The 19,626-nt window shown below is 66.4% G+C and carries 18 protein-coding genes; 4 read left to right on the top strand and 14 right to left on the bottom strand.

Going from position 1 to position 19,626, the window contains the following annotated elements; genetic code table 11:
• Positions 1–37: 37 nt before the first annotated feature.
• From M0208_RS01765 to M0208_RS01710, 12 genes are all read right to left on the bottom strand, one after another.
• Positions 38–1,360: a folylpolyglutamate synthase/dihydrofolate synthase family protein gene (locus tag M0208_RS01765; RefSeq protein ID WP_258890027.1), complete on the bottom strand. Its 1,323-nt coding sequence runs from the start codon at positions 1,358–1,360 to the stop codon at positions 38–40.
• Positions 1,361–1,371: 11 nt separating this feature from the next.
• Entirely contained in the window at positions 1,372–2,232 is an 861-nt protein-coding gene (gene accD, locus M0208_RS01760; RefSeq protein WP_258890026.1) for an acetyl-CoA carboxylase, carboxyltransferase subunit beta, read from the bottom strand.
• Positions 2,229–3,029: a tryptophan synthase subunit alpha gene (trpA, locus tag M0208_RS01755; protein ID WP_258890025.1), complete on the bottom strand. Its 801-nt coding sequence runs from the start codon at positions 3,027–3,029 to the stop codon at positions 2,229–2,231. Before trpA ends, accD begins: the two co-directional genes overlap by 4 nt.
• 136 nt (positions 3,030–3,165) lie before the next feature.
• The gene (gene trpB / locus M0208_RS01750) at positions 3,166–4,395 is read right to left on the bottom strand and encodes a tryptophan synthase subunit beta (protein WP_258890024.1); all 1,230 of its coding nucleotides are present in this window, start codon (positions 4,393–4,395) and stop codon (positions 3,166–3,168) included.
• A gap of 48 nt (positions 4,396–4,443) precedes the next feature.
• On the bottom strand, positions 4,444–5,076 hold the full coding sequence (locus tag M0208_RS01745; RefSeq protein WP_258890023.1) for a phosphoribosylanthranilate isomerase: 633 nt from the start codon (positions 5,074–5,076) through the stop codon (positions 4,444–4,446).
• Positions 5,077–5,107: 31 nt separating this feature from the next.
• Positions 5,108–5,782, bottom strand: a complete 675-nt coding sequence (gene pyrF / locus M0208_RS01740; RefSeq protein ID WP_258890022.1) for an orotidine-5'-phosphate decarboxylase — start codon at positions 5,780–5,782, stop codon at positions 5,108–5,110.
• Positions 5,782–6,120, bottom strand: a complete 339-nt coding sequence (locus M0208_RS01735) for a hypothetical protein (RefSeq protein ID WP_258890021.1) — start codon at positions 6,118–6,120, stop codon at positions 5,782–5,784. The genes pyrF and M0208_RS01735 overlap by 1 nt, the downstream gene beginning before the upstream one ends.
• A 55-nt stretch (positions 6,121–6,175) precedes the next feature.
• On the bottom strand, positions 6,176–8,485 hold the full coding sequence (locus M0208_RS01730) for a patatin-like protein (protein WP_258890020.1): 2,310 nt from the start codon (positions 8,483–8,485) through the stop codon (positions 6,176–6,178).
• Complete coding sequence (locus M0208_RS01725; protein ID WP_258890019.1) at positions 8,482–9,177, bottom strand: endonuclease/exonuclease/phosphatase family protein; 696 nt, start codon at positions 9,175–9,177, stop codon at positions 8,482–8,484. The genes M0208_RS01730 and M0208_RS01725 overlap by 4 nt, the downstream gene beginning before the upstream one ends.
• Before the next feature lie 97 nt (positions 9,178–9,274).
• Positions 9,275–9,532 (bottom strand): hypothetical protein, encoded by a 258-nt coding sequence (locus M0208_RS01720; RefSeq protein ID WP_258890018.1) that lies wholly within the window; start codon positions 9,530–9,532, stop codon positions 9,275–9,277.
• Between the two features lie 141 nt (positions 9,533–9,673).
• Positions 9,674–11,083 (bottom strand): porin, encoded by a 1,410-nt coding sequence (locus M0208_RS01715; protein WP_258890017.1) that lies wholly within the window; start codon positions 11,081–11,083, stop codon positions 9,674–9,676.
• A 111-nt stretch (positions 11,084–11,194) separates the two neighbouring features.
• Positions 11,195–12,151, bottom strand: a complete 957-nt coding sequence (locus tag M0208_RS01710; RefSeq protein WP_258890016.1) for a PQQ-dependent catabolism-associated beta-propeller protein — start codon at positions 12,149–12,151, stop codon at positions 11,195–11,197.
• Positions 12,152–12,275: 124 nt separating this feature from the next.
• On the opposite strand from M0208_RS01710, the gene pedF reads away from it, so the two are divergent.
• The 4 genes from pedF to M0208_RS01690 all read left to right on the top strand — a co-directional run bounded on the left by pedF (position 12,276) and on the right by M0208_RS01690 (position 16,220).
• On the top strand, positions 12,276–12,728 hold the full coding sequence (gene pedF / locus M0208_RS01705; protein WP_258890015.1) for a cytochrome c-550 PedF: 453 nt from the start codon (positions 12,276–12,278) through the stop codon (positions 12,726–12,728).
• The gene (locus tag M0208_RS01700; protein ID WP_258890014.1) at positions 12,725–13,573 is read left to right on the top strand and encodes an ABC transporter substrate-binding protein; all 849 of its coding nucleotides are present in this window, start codon (positions 12,725–12,727) and stop codon (positions 13,571–13,573) included. The genes pedF and M0208_RS01700 overlap by 4 nt, the downstream gene beginning before the upstream one ends.
• A 116-nt stretch (positions 13,574–13,689) precedes the next feature.
• On the top strand, positions 13,690–15,480 hold the full coding sequence (locus tag M0208_RS01695; RefSeq protein WP_258890013.1) for a methanol/ethanol family PQQ-dependent dehydrogenase: 1,791 nt from the start codon (positions 13,690–13,692) through the stop codon (positions 15,478–15,480).
• Positions 15,481–15,566: 86 nt separating this feature from the next.
• Positions 15,567–16,220 (top strand): response regulator transcription factor, encoded by a 654-nt coding sequence (locus M0208_RS01690; protein WP_258890012.1) that lies wholly within the window; start codon positions 15,567–15,569, stop codon positions 16,218–16,220.
• 3 nt (positions 16,221–16,223) lie between these two features.
• Here M0208_RS01690 and M0208_RS01685 read toward each other — a convergent pair whose 3' ends face one another.
• Entirely contained in the window at positions 16,224–18,449 is a 2,226-nt protein-coding gene (locus tag M0208_RS01685; RefSeq protein ID WP_258890011.1) for a NahK/ErcS family hybrid sensor histidine kinase/response regulator, read from the bottom strand.
• Positions 18,437–19,609 carry an FIST N-terminal domain-containing protein gene (locus M0208_RS01680; RefSeq protein WP_258893144.1) on the bottom strand — a complete coding sequence of 391 codons (1,173 nt, stop codon included), beginning with the start codon at positions 19,607–19,609 and terminating at the stop codon, positions 18,437–18,439. Before M0208_RS01680 ends, M0208_RS01685 begins: the two co-directional genes overlap by 13 nt.
• Positions 19,610–19,626: the final 17 nt, after the last annotated feature.

The raw sequence follows: 19,626 nt of genomic DNA, 5'->3' as shown, positions 1-19,626 counted from the left end.
TCGCGTGTCCGTTATTGCAAGTCAATATCAATAAATGTCAGTCCGGTATCTCGTCGTTCAGGCGGAGCACTTCACCGGCGAGGTACAGCGACCCCGCGATCAGCACCGTCTCTTTCACGCTACGGAGCGCCGCGGAAACATCCGGAAAGGCGGCAAAAGCGATGCCATGCCGGGCTGCGACCGCCGCAAACGCATCGGCCGATTGGCAGCCGTGCGACGGCACCGGGACTGCCCGGATTGATCTGAGGCGCGGACCGAGCGCCATCGCCAGCGGCCCGATGATCGCCTCGGGATCTTTGTTGGCCAGCATCCCGATGACGAGGTGCAGCGGCGCGCCACTGCCCGCGAAATGCTGCGCGATGCGGTGGCCAGCGTCGGGATTGTGCCCGCCGTCGAGCCACACTGGCGCGTCGCTCAATACGATCGGACCGGGGGAAAGCCGCTGGAGCCGGGCAGGCCAATGCGCGGTGCGGATGCCCTCAGCCATCGCGTTGGTCGAGACACTGATCGCCGTTTGATGCCGCAACATCGCGACCGCCAGCGCGGCATTGTCAGCCTGATGCGATCCCGCCAACGCAGGGAGCGGCAGGTCTAGCGCGCCGGCACGATCGTCGTACCGCAACCGTTCCTGCTCGATCGCTGCGCGCCATGCGTGGTCGCGCGCGATCAGCGTTGCGCCGGTCCGCTCAGCAACCGCGGCGATCTCCTCCGCAACCGGAGTTGGATAGGTTTGCGTGACGAGCGGAACGCCGGACTTGGCAATCCCCGCCTTCTCGAATCCGATCCGCACGATCGGGTCGTCGGGCGTGCCCGCTTCGGGGGCGAGCAGGAAACCTTCATGGTCGATTCCGAGGCTGGCGATGCCGGTTACCGCGGGGTTCGGGATGATGTTCGTCGCATCGAGCCGACCGCCAAGCCCGACCTCGACGATACACGCATCCGCGGGCGTCCGCGCAAACGCCAGGAACGCCGCGGCGGTCGTCACCTCGAAAAAACTCGCCCCGATATCGCCGCCCGCGTCGAGCACCTCGGCCAGCAACACCGCGAGCGTAGCGTCGTCGATCAGCTTTCCCGCCAGCCGGATTCGCTCATTGAAGCGGACAAGATGCGGGCTGGAATAGACGTGGGCCGTCAGCCCCGCCGCTTCGATACTCGCGCGCAAGAAGGCGCAGGTCGATCCCTTGCCGTTCGTCCCCGCAACATGGAACACCGGCGGCAGGCGCAGATGCGGATCGCCGACCCGCGCCAGCAATTGCGTGATCCGCCCAAGCCCCAGCACATCCGCGCCGGGCGACAACGCCCACAACCGGTCGAGTTGCGCCTGCACCGCGGGGTCAGCCGACTTCGCGTGATCGGCCACGCCGCTAACCCTCAAGCCGCCTTACGCGCCCCGCAGAGATAGCCGATCACCGTCGCCAGCCGATCGCGCAATTCCTTGCGGTGGACGATCATGTCGATCATTCCGTGGTCGAGGTAATATTCGCTCGTCTGGAAATCGTCGGGCAGTTTCTCGCGGATCGTGCTCTCGATCACGCGACGCCCGGTGAACGCCAGCGTCGCGCGCGGTTCGGCGATGTGGATGTCGCCCAGCATCGCATACGCCGCCATGACGCCGCCGCTCGTCGGATCGGTCAGCACGACGATATAGGGCAGGCCCGCATCGTGCAGCATCTGGATCGCCACGGTGCTGCGCGGCATTTGCATCAGGCTGAGGATGCCCTCCTGCATCCGCGCCCCACCACTGGCGGTGAAGACGATATACGGCGCCTTGTCCGCGATCGCGGCCTCGACGCCCTGAATGAACGCTTCGCCCACCGCCTGGCCCATCGATCCGCCCATGAAGGCGAAGTCCTGCACGCCGATCACAACCTTGTGCCCGTCGATCGTGCCGCGCGCATTGACGAACGCATCCTGTTCGCCGGTGTCGGTGCGCGCCGCCTTCAGGCGATCGATATAACGTTTCGAATCGCGGAATTTCAGCGGGTCTTCGGGCGCGCGTGGGGGCGTCAGGACGTCGGTGCTGCCGTCGTCGAGAAGATATTCGAACCGCGCCTGCGGCCCGATGCGGTCATGGTGATCGCATTGCGGGCAGACGTAGAGGTTCTCCTCCAGCTCCTTGGTGAAGATCATCTGTCCGCACCCCTTGCACTTGTGCCAGAGGTTGTCGGGCGTGTCCTTCTTGACCGGAACGACGAAGGAAAGCGCGTTGCGGACGTTTGTGAGCCAGCTCATGCGGGGATCCGTGTAGCGCCGCGGACGGCGGCGGAGAGGGTTTCGATATAGGCGCGGACCGCGGCGGGCGCATCCACGCCGTCGCGCCCGACGATCTCGACGATCGCCGACCCGACGACCACGCCGTCCGCGACGCGCGCGATCGCCGCGGCCTGTTCGGGGGTGCGGATGCCGAAACCGACCGCGACGGGCAGGTCGGTCGCCGCCTTCAGTCGTGCGACCGCTGCGTCGATCGACGCCTGCTGCGCCCGTTGCAGGCCGGTGATGCCAGCGACCGAGACGTAATAGAGGAACCCGCCCGCGCCGTTCAGCACCTGCGGCAGGCGCGCGGCGTCGGTGGTTGGGGTCGCGAGCCGGATCGGTGCGATTCCGGCTGCGCGCAGCGCAGGGCCGAGCGCGTCGTCCTCCTCGGGCGGAATGTCGACGCAGATCACGCCATCGACGCCAGCGTCTGCAGCGGCGGCGGCGAACCAGTCGGGGCCGCGACGGAGCATCGGGTTGGCGTAGCCCATCAGGACGATCGGAACGTCCGGATGGCGTTCGCGAAAACCCTTGGCGATCGACAAGATGTCGGCGGTCGTCGTGCCTGCGGCGAGGCTGCGCAGATTCGCCGCCTGGATCGCGGGGCCGTCAGCCATCGGATCGGTGAACGGCATCCCCAGTTCGATCACGTCCGCCCCGCCCGCGACCAACGCGTCGAGGATCGCGGGTGTCGCGGCGGGGGTCGGATCGCCCGCGGTGACGAAGGCGATGAGGGCAGGGCGGTTTTGCGCGAAGGCGGCGGCGAGGCGGGTCATTGCGCCAGCACCGTGGCGTCGCTTCCCAGAACCGTCACCCCAGCGAAAGCTGGGGTCTCCATGGGGCGTGCATTTCGCTCTCCAACTGTGAGACCCCAGCCTTCGCTGGGGTGACGGAGCGGGGTAGGGGGCGGCTTCATATTGCCACCCCGAGCGCATCGGCGACGGTGAAGATGTCCTTGTCCCCACGCCCGCACAGATTCGCCAGAATGATCTGATCTTCGCGCATCTCTCGTGCCTTGCGTGCCACAGCTGCGATGGCGTGCGAGGGTTCCAGCGCGGGGATGATGCCCTCGGTGCGGCACAGCAACTGGAACGCGTCGAGCGCCTCTTGGTCGGTCGCGCTTTCGTATTGCACGCGCCCGATGTCCTTCAGCCACGAATGCTCCGGCCCGATGCCCGGATAATCCAGCCCTGCGGAGATCGAATGCGCTTCGGCGATCTGGCCGTCGTCGTCCTGCAGCAGATAGGTCTTGTTGCCGTGCAGCACGCCAGGAAAGCCGCCCGCAAGGCTCGCGGCGTGTTTCCGGCCGAGCCCTTCGCCCGCTGCCTCGACCCCCAGCATCGCCACGTCCGCATCGTCGAGAAAGGGATGGAACAGCCCGATCGCATTCGATCCGCCACCGATCGCCGCGACCAGCAGGTCGGGCAGCTTGCCGGTGCGGGCCAGCATCTGCGCCCGCGCCTCGCGCCCGATCACGCTCTGGAAATCGCGGACGAGTTCGGGGTACGGATGCGGCCCCGCCGCCGTGCCGATGATGTAGAAGGTGTCGTGCACGTTCGCGACCCAATCGCGCAACGCCTCGTTCATCGCATCCTTCAGCGTGTTCGCTCCCGAGGTCACGCTGCGAACTTCGGCCCCCAACAGCTTCATCCGAAAGACATTCGGCGCCTGTCGCTCGACGTCCTTCGCGCCCATGTAGATGACGCATGGCAGCCCGAAGCGCGCGCAGACCGTGGCGGTCGCGACGCCGTGCTGGCCCGCGCCGGTCTCCGCGATGATCCGCGTCTTGCCCATGCGGATCGCGAGCAGGATCTGCCCGACGCAATTGTTGATCTTGTGTGCGCCCGTGTGGTTCAGCTCGTCGCGCTTGAACCAGACCTGAGCGCCCATGCCCTCCGGTGCGCCCTCGCGCAGTGCTTCGGTCATCCTCGGCGCGTAGTAGAGCGGGCTGGGGCGGCCGACATAATGTTCGAGCAGATCGTCAAATTCGGCCTGGAACGCCGGGTCTGCCTTCACCCGCTTATACTCCGCCTCCAGTTCGAGGATGAGCGGCATCAGCGTCTCGGCAACGTAGCGGCCGCCGTAATCGCCGAAATGCCCGCGTTCGTCGGGTTGCGTGCGGAAAGAATTGGGGGCGTTCATGCGCGCGCTTTAGCAGGTCACGAGCGGATGCAAAGTGGAACGGGGGCGTCAGGCGTCGGCGACCGCGCGCAGGAACATACCGATCTTGTCCACGTCCTTCACGCCGGGTTCGTGTTCGACGCCCGATGACACGTCGACGATCGCCGCACGGGTGCGCCGGATCGCCTCACCGACGTTCGCCGCATCCAGCCCGCCCGACAGCGCCCACGGCAAAGGATGGCGGTGCCCATCGAGCAACCCCCAGTCGAACCGCACGCCCATCCCCCCCGGCAGTCCGCCGTCGGGAGTCTTGGCGTCATACAGGATCAGGTCGGCAGCCTGCGTGAAGCCGTGCGCCCCCGTCAGGTCGGCGCGCGTCTTCACCGCGACCGTCGCCCACACTTTGCGCCCGGTGCGCGTCCGGATCGCCGCCGCGCGTTCCGGCGAGGTCTTGTGCAGTTGGAGCACGTCCAGCCGGCCCGCCGCCACCGCCGCCTCGACCAACGTCTCATCAGGATCGACGAACACGCCAACCCGCTCGACGTGCGTCGGCACCTGCGTCGCCAGCCCACGCAGCCGGTCGAACGTCACATACCGCGGGGAGGGCGGGTAGATCATGAAGCCGACGTGGCTCGCCCCATGACGCAGCGCGGCGTCGAGCGTTTCGGGAGTGGATAGCCCGCAGATCTTGGCGGTGGTCATGGGCCGAGGCCCTTCACCAGCACCGGGGAGATTACAAGGTGCCGCCGATCGCGCGCGCCGCTGCGTCCGGGTCTTCGGCCTGCGTGATCGGGCGGCCGACCACCAGGATCGACGCGCCCGCATCGAGCGCCTCGCGCGGGGTCACGACGCGCTTCTGGTCCCCGATCACGCCATCGGCAGGACGAACGCCGGGGACCACGAAGAAGCCCTTCGGCCAGATCGCCCGCGCCGCCTTCACCTCCGCGCCCGAACAGACGATGCCGTCGATACCCGACGCCTTCGCGAGCTCGGTCAGCCGAACGACCTGATCGTGCGCGCTGCCCTCGACGCCGGTCGCGCGCAGGTCGTCTTCGTCCAGGCTGGTCAGCATCGTCACCGCGACCACCTTCGTGCCCGTCGGCGCCGCCGCCTTGGCGTCCTCCAGCATCGCCCGGCCGCCGCTGGCGTGGACGGTCAGGATCGTGGGCTCCAGCGCGCGGAGCGACTGGATCGCCTTCGCGACCGTGTTGGGAATGTCGTGCAGTTTCAGGTCGAGGAAGACGGGCAGGCCAAGGTCGGCCATTTCACGCACCCCCGTGCGTCCGTTCGCGGCGAAGAACTCCAGCCCGAGCTTGATCCCGCCGACATGGCGACGCACCTTCTCCGCGATCACCTTCGCACGCGCCAGGTCGGGCGTGTCGAGCGCGACGTAGATCGGGTTGGTCATCACGACACTCCCGGCGGGACGGCGCTCGGCACCGCGGCGGGAGGCATTTTCGGTTCGGGCGCGAAGATCGGCTCTGCCGGCGTCGCATTGGCGCGCAGCGTCGCGAGAGACTGTTCCGCCTGCGTCAGCCGCTGCTTCAACCGCCACCGCGCGGCGCGTTGGTAGATCAGCGTCGGCAGGAAGCCGAGCAGGAACATCGCGACCATCAGCAACGGCAAGTTCACGTCCGCCACAAGATTGCCGAACAGCTGGATCGGCACCCATTTCCAATTGCCGAAGGTGAATACCGCCGCGACGAAGGCGAGCAGGCACCAGAAGAGGATTTTCAGGAACTGCATCGCGTTCTCCGGTTGGCCGGGAAGGCTATCCGCTCGATGCCGGTTTGGCCAGCCTTCAGCCGATCTCCCGGCGCAGCGATGCGATCAGCGCGGCGGCGGTCTTCAGTCGCGGTTCCTCCTCGTCCAAAATCGCGATGAACGCCTGCCGCTTGATCGCCGCGATGCGCCCCGCGCGCAGGCGCTCCTTGCCCGACAGCGTCGACACCGCGATGTCGATCATCCGCTCCGCCCCGTGCAGGCGGCCCCACAGGTAATCGTTCTCGCGGTACGCGCGGCTGAAGAATGCGCCGAAGCTGTTGAACTGGATGCCTTTCAGCGTCGCCTCCGCTCCGCCGCCACGGATCGACCGCGCATCGTCGGGGCTGATCCGGTCGACCTTGATTGGATCATATTCGTCGATCCCCTCGCCCTGCAGCAGCGGTAAGGTCGCGACATCGGCATAAGGAAAGCCGAGATAGCTGAGCAGCATCGTCCGGCGCAGATCGCGTGGCAGGGCGGTCAGCGCGTCGGACAGCCGCGCATCGGTCTCAGCATCGCGGCGCGTCAGGTCGAGCGAAACGCCAAGCTGATCGAGCAACGGCCCGGCGTCGCCGCGCAGATCGCGGACCGATTGGCGCAATCCTTCGTGAGTCAGTGCCAGTTGGCAATCCAGATAGCTGGAAAGCGATTCGTAGATGGCGTCGCGGATCGGGGCCAGCGTGGCGTCGTCGGCCTCGCTCTCTATCTCGCTCAGCCGCCGCGACAACAATCGCAGGCGGCGGATGCGGAAGCCAAGGTCGAAATGCCGCAGGAAATCGACCGTCGCGGCGCTGCCCGGGTTGCTGGCGTCGTCATAGCCGCGCGCCACCAGCGCGGCCTCGATCCGGCGGCGGATGCGCGTCCACCGCTGCGGGCCGGGTTCGCCGCCGACGCGGTACAGCAGTTCGGTGATCGCAGCGACCACGCCCGCCAATTTCAGATTGGCATAGCCGGCATAGGCGTAACCCGCCTGCGTCGCTGCGGCCTGCTGCGCGCGCCGCCGCCATGCGACGATCCGGGCAGGGGTGGGGCGATCGAGGAAGAAGGTGCGGCCGAACAAGCCCTCCACCTGCCGCTCCACCTCTGGCCGGACGGCGATCAGGATCGCGCGCATTCGTTCGATCCGTTGCGATCGGCCCGCGATCGCGTCGAGATTGTCGCGGATAGGCTGGTGCCGCGGCAATTCGCTGACCGCGCCGAGGATCGTCTGGAAAAACCCCGGCGGGCCTTCCCTGACGGCGTCGCGCCCAAGACGGAATTTGTTGCCGGGCGCAGGGTCGACATAGACGAAGCGCCGGTCGACCTGCCGCCGCGCCGGCCGTTCGCGCAGCGCGTCGATCGCGGGACGGAAGGGGGCGTTGGCCAGCACCGAACCATCGATCAACACCGCCGATTCCGCGGTATTCGCCGCCGCCTGTCGCGGCAGGATGCGTTCGAGAAAACCGGCGCGCGTCGGCCAGTCGCGTTTGCGGATTTTCAGAACGCCATCCAGTTCGGCCACCGTGAATGGCGGAAACGCGCCGGGAAAGCTCGACGTCGCGCGCGCTGCGAAGGCGAGTTCTGGGGCGGGGGCGAAGCTGTCTCCGGGGACGCCGTGGTCGCTGAACGCGAACACCAAGCGGTGCTCGGTCTCCATCACCTCGGGTGGCGAGTGCAGCGTCAGCGGTTCGGGATGGCCGGTGAAATCGGTGACCGTCACGAACAGGTCGAGCGGCTGTCCCGGGGGCAGCAGGCGCGGCCCGCGCGGGGCCTTCGCCATCGCGTCGAACGCGTCGAGCAGCATGCCCGTAAAGCCCGGCCCGCCGAACGGCGGCTCGAACCAGCGCGAGCGGACGAAATGCGACAGCTTCGCACGCACCTCGTCGCGGGTTGTTGGGTCCAACTCCTCGAGTTTGTCCGCGCTGCGCCCCGCCGCCATCCACGCCAGCGGCAACGCCCACGCCTTGGAAAAACGCGAGGATGGCGCGGCGGTCTCGTCGATCAGCGCCTCGACATCGGCGCGTTCCAGCCACAGATCGGTCAGCGGATCGAGCGATTGCCCCGCGCCGATCGCTTGCGCCAGGAATATGCCGTTGATCCCGCCCGCACTCGCGCCCGCGACGATATCGGCCAGGATGCGCAGTCGCGCGCCGCCGACCTCCGCGATCTCGTCAAGCAGCGCGACGTAGACCGCGGCACTTCCGCTCAGCGGCTCCCCGTCGTGCGCGGCGCGGCTGGCGCGCGCCATGTGCCACACCTCCTTGGTGATGCCGTGCATATAAACGGCCAAGCTGATCCCGCCGTAGCAGACCAGCGCCAGCCGCAACTCGCGTTCACGGGGGTGGGAATCGGGGCGCGTTGGCGTCATGCGGTCGTCAGGTCGGCCCAGATCGGCAGATGGTCGCTCGCCTTCCGTGACGCGGCCGATGAATGCACGCCACATTCGACCACGCGGAACCCGTTCGATACCATGATCCGGTCGAGCCGCCCGACCGGACGCCGCGCATGAAAGCTGGGGCCGGTTTCGGCGAATGCATAGTGATGCGCGAAATCGCGCAGACACCCCGCCGCGCGGGTCCATTCGTTCAGGTCGCCCATCAGCACCGTCGGGTGACGGCGCTTGCACGCGTCGATATGGCCCATGACGGCGGCCGCCTGTTTCCGCCGCCACAGGCCCGACAGGTCGAGGTGCATCCCGATGACGCGGATGGTGTCCGTGCCGACCATGACTTCGGCGGCGACCGCCCCGCGCGGTTCCAGCGCGGGCAGGTGAATGACCTCGCAATCGATGACCTTCGCCGATTTGCGCACCAGCAGCGCATTGCCGTGCCAACCCATCGATCCGGTGCGAACGCCGAATCCCACCGCTTTGAAATCACTATGTTCGTCCAGCAGATGCGGCGTGATCACCGCGGCCTTCGCGCCGAACCTGCGATCGGCCTCCTGCAACGCGACGACGTCGGCGGCGATCTCGCGCAACACTTCCAGGATCCGTTCGGGATTGCGGCGGCGATCGGTTCCGATCCCCTTGCGCATATTGTAGCTGGCGACTCTGATCATGCGCCGTTCGTAACGAAGCGATGGCGGCGGCGGTTGCATGACACAGGTTCAGCCCGCGGATGTTCCACGGATGCGGCCCAGGCTCATTGACCGCCCGTCAAAGTCCGGCCTTTTCGAGCGCGGAAGAAATCTCATCGCCACGCGATTCGGCCTTTTTCGGCATCAGCCGATTCAAGGCGGTTTCGACCCGTCGCTGCGCCACCTGCAAGGTCTTGTGACGCACGGCGCGGGTCGCGTTGGTGCGCCACGCCTGACTTTCGCCGAGCAGCGCCGACCATTTCGCTTCCTCTGCTGCAAGGATCGCCAATGCGAGGCGCAATCCGTCCCGCCGGCCGTGCGCATAATCCTCTGACATCGGATATCCCTTGCGCGTCGCTGAACCCGGGCTTGAATGCCGGACGTCCACGAACGTCACCCTCATCCTTTGGCGAAACGCGTCGGCAATGAAAAGGCGGCGGCCGCATGGAGACTGGGCAGCCGCCCGAGAGGCAAATGGTCAGAAAAAGAGGATAGCGCCTGCCGCCAGCGCGTTCGACGTGGCGTCGTTGCCGTTGTGCGCCTCCGACCGAGTGTGGGTATATTCGCCGATCAGCGTGACCCAGCCGGTCAGGCCGTAACGTAACTGCCCGACGTAGCTTTCGTTGCTGCGCACGAGGTTGGACACCAGTTCGCCATCCGCAAGATCGAGGTTGGACCGCCCATAACTGCCGCCGACAGTGAATTTCCCGAACCCGGCGGTACCCTGGATGTAGTAACCGTCGCTGTCGCGCTTGCCGCCCAGTCCGTCGGTCGACAGCAGGAACAGCCCGATCGTGCCGACCCCGCTGCCGGTGTAATAATAACCGGTCAGCCCGAAGTTGGCGTAGCTGAGCTTTGCGCCGAAATCGATCGCCTTGCCGGTATATTCGGGCAGGATGCCGTCCGAATCGTGCTTCTGGATCAGCCCGCTGACCCAGGCATGCGCGCCGAATCCGCCGTCGACCGGGACCATGTCATAGGTGACCTTCGCCTGGAAACCGGGCGAACTGTTCACCTCGCTGCGACCGATCGTGGTGAGCGGCTGGAAGATGCCCGCCGCGAACTGCAGCCCGCCGAACTTGGGCGACGAATAGGTGATCTGCGGCTGAAAATCGGTGTAGATATAGCCGAGCCCGATCCGGCCGAGCGATGTGTTCGACGGCGCGGCGTTGCCCGCCGCGGTGCCGACCGCCAGCAACGTGATATCGTTCAGGATCGCGTCCGACGCGAACAGTCCGATGTCGCGACCGATTTTGATCTCGCCGAAATTTGGTTTGCCGAAGGTGATATAGGTCTGGCGTGCGTCGATCCCCGCGGTCTGCAACGCCTGCGGGGAGCCCGCGCCGTTCGCGCCCGAATTGCCCAGGTTGCTGTTGATGCCGGGATACAGTCCGAAGTGCGCGCCGACATCCCACCCGCCCTGGTTGGTCGTGACATCGACCTTGATGAAACCGGGCAACAGGCCGTTGCGCACCGACGAGGTCTGATTGCCGACCGTCGCCAGGCCGCCCGCGACTGTATTGGCCGCGGTCGCCGCATCGCCGTCGTCATGAACGTAGAAACCGTTGATCGACCCCGACAGCTTCACCGCGACGTCGCCGATCATCAGCCCGACGCCCGAATCCATCGTCCGCACCAGCTTCTTGTCATCCAGCCGTTCGGCCGCCGCCTGCTGCGGGGCCTTCGCCGAATTGGTGGCGGCGACGGTGTTCGTCGACGTCGATTTGCGCGCGAGCAACGCCTCATATTCTTCGTCGCTCAGGATGCCCTTTTCCTTCAGCTTCAGCAGCAGCGCATCGGTCGCGTCCTGTGCGAAGGCCGGTGTGGCGGTGGCGCAGAGCAATGCGCCCGCGGCGGTGGCGCTGAGCAGCTTGCCGAATCGCGTCATATTATCCTCCCCTTTGGTCTGGTCCACGCTTCGCGCGGCCGTGGACAAAAGCTGGGGGAAGCGGGGTCGGCAGGAAATTGGACTTTCGGACCCGGTGGCGACCGGGCGATTCTAAGGCGCGATCGCGACGCCCCAAGGCGCGGTGCCGACCGGAATCGTCGCGACGACCTTCGCCGCGGCGATATCGATCACGGAAACGTCGTTCGAAAGTCCATTGGCCGCGAACGCGCGCTTTCCGTCCGGCGTGATCGCGAGATGCCAGACGCGGCGGCCGACGGGAACGTAGGCGATCACCTTGCGCGTCGCCACGTCGACGATCGCGATGCTGTTGGCGCGGCCGAGCGCCACCAGCGCGAGCTTCTGGTCGGGGGTGAAGCGCACGCCTACCGGAAGGATCTGCGCTTCGCTGGCGCCCGGTGGCGCGAAGCGGATCGTTTCGGTCACCTTGCGGGTCGCGGGGTCGACGATCTGGAGCGTCCCCCCGATCTCCGCGGTGGCCCACAGCGCCTTGCCGTCGGCAGTGAATTCAGCGTGGCGCGGACGATCGTCGACCGGCGTCACGCCGACCTCCTTATGCGTGGCGATGTCGATCCAGTGCAGCGCATTGTCGGTTTCCGCGGTCGACACTGCGAAGCGTCCGTCCGGGCTGACCGCCATCCCTTCGGGCTCCACCCCAACGACGACCTGGAACGCGACCGTGCGCGCGACGACGTCGATCGCGGTGACGGTCGCGTCGCGTTCGTTCGACGCGAACAACAGCCTCCCGTCGGGCGACAGCGCGAAGGTTTCGGGGTCTTCTCCCGACGGCAGGTCGGCGACGACCTTGCCCGTCGCGCGGTCTATCACCTGCACCGCATTTTCGTCGCTGGCGCAGACGTACAACTGCTTGCCGTCGCGCGACAGGATGATGCCACGCGGACGCTTCCCGACCGGCCACGTCGCGGTCACCTTCATCGTACGCCCGTCGATCACGCTGATCGTATTGGCCTTTTCGTTCGAAACATAGACGGTCTGGGCGGCGGCGGGGGCCGCCAGCCCGATTAGCAGCGGAGCTATCAAGGTGCGCATGACGGCACGTTACCCCCAATCGGCGGCGGCCGCCCGTCATACCAAAGTTCAATAGGCCCGCCCGCGCCGCCCTCTACGGTTTCGCTCGATTGCCGATGCGTCGGCGTGTGAGAGGGTATCGTCGATGTCGGGTACAGTAACGCGGCTGGTGTTCGCCGCTTCGGTCGCCATTGCGGGGGCCGCGATCACCTCCAACGTGCTTGCGCACGGTAACGTCACGCCGCAGGCCGTCAACACCAGCGCATTGCCCGATATTCAGCCTAACAACGAAACTTGGGTGAAGGTGAATCCGTACCGCGCCGATCCGAAGGTTTATGCCGTCGCGCAGAAGATCGGCGAGAGCGCCTATGGCCAGAATTGCGCGCGATGCCACGGGCTGGAGGCGATCTCGGGCGGGATCGCGCCCGATTTGCGGTATCTCGACGTCGGCGAGGCTGGGGACGAATGGTATATGGAACGCTTCCACAAGGGCGCGGTGCGCGACGGCAAGGTCTATATGCCCGCTATGGGCGATACGCTGGGGCAGAAGGCCGGCTGGGCGATCCGCTCGTGGCTCGACACGAAGCACGAAGAGTGAGCACCAGCCGCCGAAGCTTATTGGGCGGCGCACTGGCGCTGGCCTGCTTTCCGGGCGCGGCGCGTGCGCGGACGATCGAAAAACTGAAGGCTGACGGCGTGCTGCGCGTCGCGGTCTATCGCGATTTCGAACCGTGGTCGTGGCGCGACGCGTCGAGCAAGCTCATCGGCATTGATGTCGAGATCGGCGAACTGATCGCGAAGACGTTGGGCCTGCGCGCCGAGACGGTCGATTTCCTGGCCGACGAGGATGTCGGCGACGACTTGCGCAACATGATCTGGCGCGGGTCGCTGGTCGGCGGCACGGTTTCCGACATCATGATGCACGTGCCCGTGGATCGCCAGTTCGCGCTCGCCAACGACCGCGCGGTGATCGGCGGACCATATTACCGCGAAGGCTTCATGATGGCATGCGCGCTCGACACCGATTGCGAGGTGCCTCCGCCGCAGTTCAAGGGCCGCAAGCTGGCTGCAGAACTGGACAGCATTCCCGATTTCTATCTGTCGGGCGGGTTCGGCGGCGTGCTGCGCAGCGACGTGACGCACGTGTTGAGCGGCGCGGCGGCGATCGATTCGGTGAAGCAGGGTAAGGCCGACGTAGCGCTGGCGACGCGCGCGCAGGTAGAACACGCGATGCAGGCCGGCGCGGAACGGCTGAAGGTGCGCAAGGGGCCTCTGCCCGCGCTGCCGAGCCCCGGTTGGGACGTGGGCGTCGCGGTGAAGGACGATGCGCGTGACCTGGCCGACCTGCTCGACCAGATGATCGCCGGTTTCCGCAAGGATGGGCAGATCGACGCGATCCTGGCGAAGCACGGCGTCACGCCGCACGCGCCCCTATCGGTCTGAGTGCAAAGCATCGGTGTTGATCGAAGGTCCAATTCAGGCGCGACGATCCTGAGCTTAGTCTCAGGCGACAATCGAATGGTCGGCAGGGCGCGACCGCACACAGGGGAGTGAACACGATGACGTTTCGCATCACGCGTACCGCAGGGCTGCTGGCGGGGGCCTCGCTTGCGTTCGCCGCACCATCGTTCGCCGCCGGCGATCAGGTGACCCCGGCCGCGGCGACCGCCGCCGCTGCCGCCGCTGCTACCGCCGCCGGACCGACCGATGCCGACCTGATGAACGACGAAAAGACGCCCGGCGACATCCTGACCTATGGCATGGGTCCGCGCGGGCAGCGGTTCAGCCCGCTGACCACGATCAATGCCGGCAACGTGTCGAACATGGTCCCCGCTTTCTCCGCATCGCTGGGTGGCGAGAAACAGCGCGGGCAGGAGGCGCAGCCGATCGTCTATGACGGGATGATCTACGTCACCGGCAGCTACAGCCGCCTGTTCGCGTTCGACGCCAAGACCGGCGAAGAAATGTGGCAGTATGACGCCCGCCTGCCCGACGGCATCATGCCCTGCTGCGACGTCGTCAATCGCGGCGCCGCGATCTATGGAGACAAGATCATCTTCGGCACGCTCGACGCGCACATGGTTGCGCTGAACCGCAAGACCGGGAAGGTCATCTGGAACAAGACGCTGGCGCCGTTCGACGCCGGATACAGCTTCACCGCCGCGCCGATGATCGTGAAGGGCAAGGTGATCTACGGCAATTCGGGTGGCGAATTCGGCGTGATCGGCAAGGTGGAGGCGCGCGACGTCAACACCGGTGAGCTGATCTGGTCGCGCCCGACGATCGAAGGCAACATGGGAGTCGGCGCGGGCGGCAAGCCGACCACCATGACCGGAAAGCTGAACGCGTCGTGGGAGGGCGATCAGTGGAAGACCGGCGGCGGCGCGACATGGCTCGGCGGCACCTATGATCCCGACACCAATCTGGTGTTCATCGGAACGGGCAACCCGTCCCCGTGGAACAGCCACCTGCGGCCCGGCGACAACCTGTACACCGCCTCCACGCTCGCGATCGATCCGGATTCAGGCGAGATCAAATGGCATTATCAGACGACCCCGCACGATGGCTGGGACTATGACGGGGTGAACGAATTCATCCCGTTCGACATGGATGGCAAGAAACTGGGCGCGAAGGCCGATCGCAACGGCTTCTTCTTCGTGCTGGATCGAACCAACGGCAAGTTCGTGTCCGCCAAGCCGTTCGTGTCGAAGACGACGTGGGCGAAGGGCTTCGACGCCAAGGGCAAACCGATGTTCGATCCCGCCAACCGCCCCGGCGCGCCGTCCACCGAAAAAGGCACAACGGTATTCTCGGCGCCATCCTTTCTCGGCGGCAAGAACTGGATGCCGATGAGCTACAGTCAGCAGACCAACATGTTCTACATTCCGTCGAACGAATGGGGCATGGATATCTGGAACGAGCCGATCGCCTATAAAAAGGGCGCGGCGTATCTGGGCGCGGGCTTCACGATCAAGCCGCTGTACGACGACCATATCGGCGTACTGCGCGCGATGGACCCCAAGACCGGCAAGATCGCGTGGGAATATAAGAACAAGGCTCCGTTGTGGGGCGGTGTCCTGTCGACCGCGGGAAATCTGGTCTTCACCGGCACGCCCGAGGGGTATCTGAAGGCGTTCGATGCGAAGACCGGCAAGGAATTGTGGAAGTTCAATACCGGATCGGGCGTGGTCGGATCGCCCGTCACCTGGGAAGACGGCGGCGAGCAATATGTCGCGGTGATGTCCGGCTGGGGCGGCGCGGTGCCGCTGTGGGGCGGCGAAGTCGCAAAGGCGGTGCAGCACATCAACCAGGGCGGTGCGTTGTGGGTGTTCAAGCTGCCCAAGTCGTGATCGCGCACGGAGGGGCGTCGGCGACGACGCCCCTTCCCGTCGCGGGCCTTCCCGCACTACATCCGCCGCCGGGGGAGGGCGACAGCGTGGAAAGAGTCTTGATCGTCGACGATCATCCATTGGTGCGCGACGGATTACGCACCGTGATCGCCGTCGCCTTCGATCGCACCGAATTGTTCGAGGCGTCGTCGATCGCCGAGGCGGTCGTGATCCTGGATCGGGAGGGCGACTTCGATATCGTGCTGCTCGACCTGAACATGCCCGATGCGGAAGGGTTTTCTGGTCTGCGGACCTTGCGTGACCGTTTTCCATCGGTGCCGATCGCGATGGTGTCCGGCGCTGTCGAAAGCGGGCTGGTCAGCGCCGCGATCGCCAACGGTGCGGCTGGCTTTATCCCCAAATCGATGAAGCGCGGCGCGATAGTCGGCGCAATCCAGGCGGTGCTGGTCGGTGATATCTACATCCCCGAGGAGTTCCGGCTGGGAGAGGGCGCAAGTTCGGAAAGCGACGACATCTCGCGCCGCATCGCGACGCTGACGCCGCAGCAGACGGTCGTGCTGGGGCTGGTCGTTGCGGGCAAGCTGAACAAGCAGATCGCATATGAACTCGACGTGTCGATGACGACGGTGAAGGCGCACGTCTCGGCGATCCTGGCGAAACTGAACGTCTATAGCCGCACGCAGGCGGTGATCCTTGCCAACAAGGTTCATTTCACCGGCCCGGTCGCGCCGCGACCGTGATGGCTAGCCGCTAGTCAAACTCGCGAGTAGCGCCCGTAGCTGGGCGGGCTTCACCGGCTTTTGCAGAACATGAAATCCACGTGCGCTGAGGTCGTCGCGCAGCACGGGCATGCGGTCGGCGGTGATGATGACCACCGGCACGTCACGGCCCAGATGCTGGCGCAGGATCGCCGCTTCCGCATCGCCCAGCGCGCCGTCCGCCAGATGATAGTCGATCAGGATGATGTCGACGAACGCCAGGTCGGTTGCCGGAATTTCCCGTGCGGCGGGGCCGCCGAGCGCGGTCAGCACGCGGCATCCCCAGCCGCCAAGCAAAGCCTCCATCCCGTCGAGGATCGTCTGTTCGTTGTCGACGACCAGAATCGCGCGCGCGCCGATCCCGCGGCGTTCGGCGGCGCTGCGCGTCGCCGTCCCGCGGACCCCGAGCGCGGCGAGCGGGACCGTCACCGCAAATGTCGCCCCGTCGCCCAATGCGCTCGCCACGTCGACGCGGTGACCGAGCATCCGGGCCGCGCGCTGCACGATGGCCAAGCCAAGGCCGATACCGGGCGTCACCCCGGCGTCCAGGCGGTGGAACTCGTCGAAGATGACCGCGTGATGCGCCGCATCGATCCCCGGCCCGGTGTCGGTGACCGCGATACGCACCTGCCCGCCGACGCAGCGCGCGGTCATCGCGACCTGGCCCGCCTTCGTATAGCGCAGCGCGTTGGACAGGAAATTCTGGCAGATCCGCCGCAGCAGCCGCGGGTCGGATCGCACCCAGATGTCGGTTGCGTCGACCAGCAGGGTCAGCCCGCTCTGTTCGGCCAGCATCTGATATTCGGCCTGCAGCGCGTGGAAGACCTCGCCCAGCGGCACGTCCATGATCTCCGGCGTGATCGCGCCCGCGTCCAGCTTGGAGATTTCCAGCAGCGCCTCCAGCAGATTCTCGATCGAATCGAGCGCCGAGGCCGTCTGGCAGATCAGGTCGCGCGACGCCCCGGCGACGCGCCGTTCCTGCAGCGCCGAAACGAACAGTCGCGCAGCGTTCAGCGGCTGAAGCAGATCGTGGCTGGCGGCCGCGAGGAAGCGCGTCTTCGAAAGGTTCGCCTGCTCGGCCGCGGTCTTCGCCTCGCGCATCGCACCCTCGGCGGCGACGCGTTCCGATACCTGCTGCTGGAGTTCGGCCGTGCGTTCGTCGACGCGGCGTTCGAGCGTCTCGTTGGTCATGCGCAGCGCCTCGGCCGCGCGCAGCCGGTCCGATACGTCGTCGAACCCGATCACCATCCCGCCGCCGGGCACCGCCTGCCGCCGCACCTCCAGCGATCGGCCATCGGCCAGCTTGCGGATCGCGACGTCCTCGCCAGCCCCATCCGCCAGCCAGCCGATCGTGTCGACCGCATCGGTGCGCGGCATCACGCGCTTGCACCAGTCGATCAGCGCGGCGTGGGTGGCGATCTCTCGCCGGGCTTCCGCGGGCGTCAGTTTCAACAGCGCCAGCAGCGGATCGTTCCACGCCAGCAGCGCGCGGTTGCTGTCGAACAGGCACACCCCCTGCGGCATCGCGTCCAGCGTGCCCTGTAGCACCAGCGCGCGTTCGGCGAGTTCGCGCGCTCGGTTGCGCGCATCCTCCGCCTTGATGTCGGTGATGTCGGTATAGACCCCGACGACGCCGCCTTCGCTGGTGCGGCGTTCGTTGACCTGGATCCAGCGCCCATCGGCCAACGCGATGACGTGGCCGCCCTCCGCGATCTGATGCAGCGCGACACGTTCGGAGACCCAGCGATCGGGTGCGATCATCGCGCCCAGCGAGGCGCGGCTTTCCCCGATCTTGCCCGCGATATCGCTGAAGCGCGCGCCGGGAACGATCTGATCCGCGATGTTCGGCCACAGCGACAGATAGGTCTGGTTGCACAGCACCAGCCGGTCATCGGCGTCGAAGATCGCGAAGCCTTCGTTCAGCGTCTCGATCGCGTCGCTCAGCCGCTGGCGCGCGGCGTCGGCGCCGTCACGCGCGTGGCCGAGTGCTGCGTTGCTGGCGGCCAGTTCGTCGAGCGCGCGTTCCAGGTCGGCGGTGCGTTCCTGCACCTTGCCCTCCAGCGCAATCGCGGTTTCGAACACCGAAAACGCATTGCCCTGCAGGTCGGTCGAACGTTCGACCCGGCTCATCAACGACGCGTTGATCCGTGTGAGCTTCGCAACCTGCGCCTCGAGTTCGGCGGCGCGTTCGCGGTCGATCACTGCAGGCACGGGTGACCGATCGCCAGGCCGGTGAAGGTCTGGTTGACGTGCAGCGCGTGGAACTGCTCGCCATAGGTGTTGAACCCCACCACACCGCGCGCCGAGAACAGCGCCGAGACCGCCCCGCGCAATTGCCGCTGCTCGACCTCGACCGAATTCAGCACGCAATCGAAGCCGAGAATGCGCTCAACCCCGCCGATCGCTGCGTCGAGGCCGTCAAACAGTGTCTGCAGGCCGAGCATCACATCGTCCGCCTCCCCGAGTGTCAGCACGATCCCCTCGTCGATCGCGCAATAGAAGGTGAGGCTGCCGTCGGGGTTTGCGGACTGGATCGAGCGGACGAAATATTCGCCGCCGGCGCGTACCATCGGCGGATGCGAGGCGAATACCGCGGGGGCGAGATCTTCCGGCCGGGTTCCAACCAGCCGGGCGTATTCCTCGACCGCGGGTTCGGCGTTGATCTCATGGACGATGCGCGTTTCGGTGTCGGCGGCGGTGATGACCATCTTGGTCGCGCCGGGGCGGTAATGCTGCGCGCGGAACACCTTCATCGGGCGTGAGGTGGACAGGATCGCGACGATCGCGGCGTCGCGCCGGAAACGTCCGTCGTGCAAGACGAACGTTTCCTTGAAATCGAGCCCGTCACCCGACGATCCGCCGATCAGCGGCACCTCGCCCAGTGCGTCCTGCAAGGTCAGCGTCAGCATCTCTTCGCGGTGTGACAGGCCATCGACCAGGAAGATTGCGGCGTGATTGGCGGGACCGGCGAACCCCGTCGTCGCGGCGTTCGCCTCCGCCACCAGCGATCGGATCGCCTGCTGCGCATGACCCGCGTCGAAATGATCGAGATCCTCGAAACAATAGGCCGAGAGGCGAAAATCGTCGGCTGGGAAGCCGATCGCGGTGATCGTGCCCTCGTCCAGCCCGCCCGGCGTGATCTCGCCCGACGACGTGCAGCCGACGATCGTCAGCCCTTCGGACCGCAGCGCGATCGCGGCGGACAGCGCGTTGAGCGGATAGCGGCTGGAACAGAACAGCACGATGCCCGACAGCTCGGGCACGTCGAGCTGCCGGAACAGATCGCGCACCGCCAGTTCGGGATCGTCGATGCGGGTGGATGCGACGCGGATGGGCTGGGCGGACGAGAGCGCGGGCACGGACGCGATCATGGCGACGTCGGCACCGT

This window comes from Sphingomonas sp. SUN019 (assembly GCF_024758705.1).
In the GTDB taxonomy this organism is placed as follows: domain Bacteria; phylum Pseudomonadota; class Alphaproteobacteria; order Sphingomonadales; family Sphingomonadaceae; genus Sphingomonas.
This window is presented reverse-complemented; position numbering and strand designations above follow the sequence as displayed.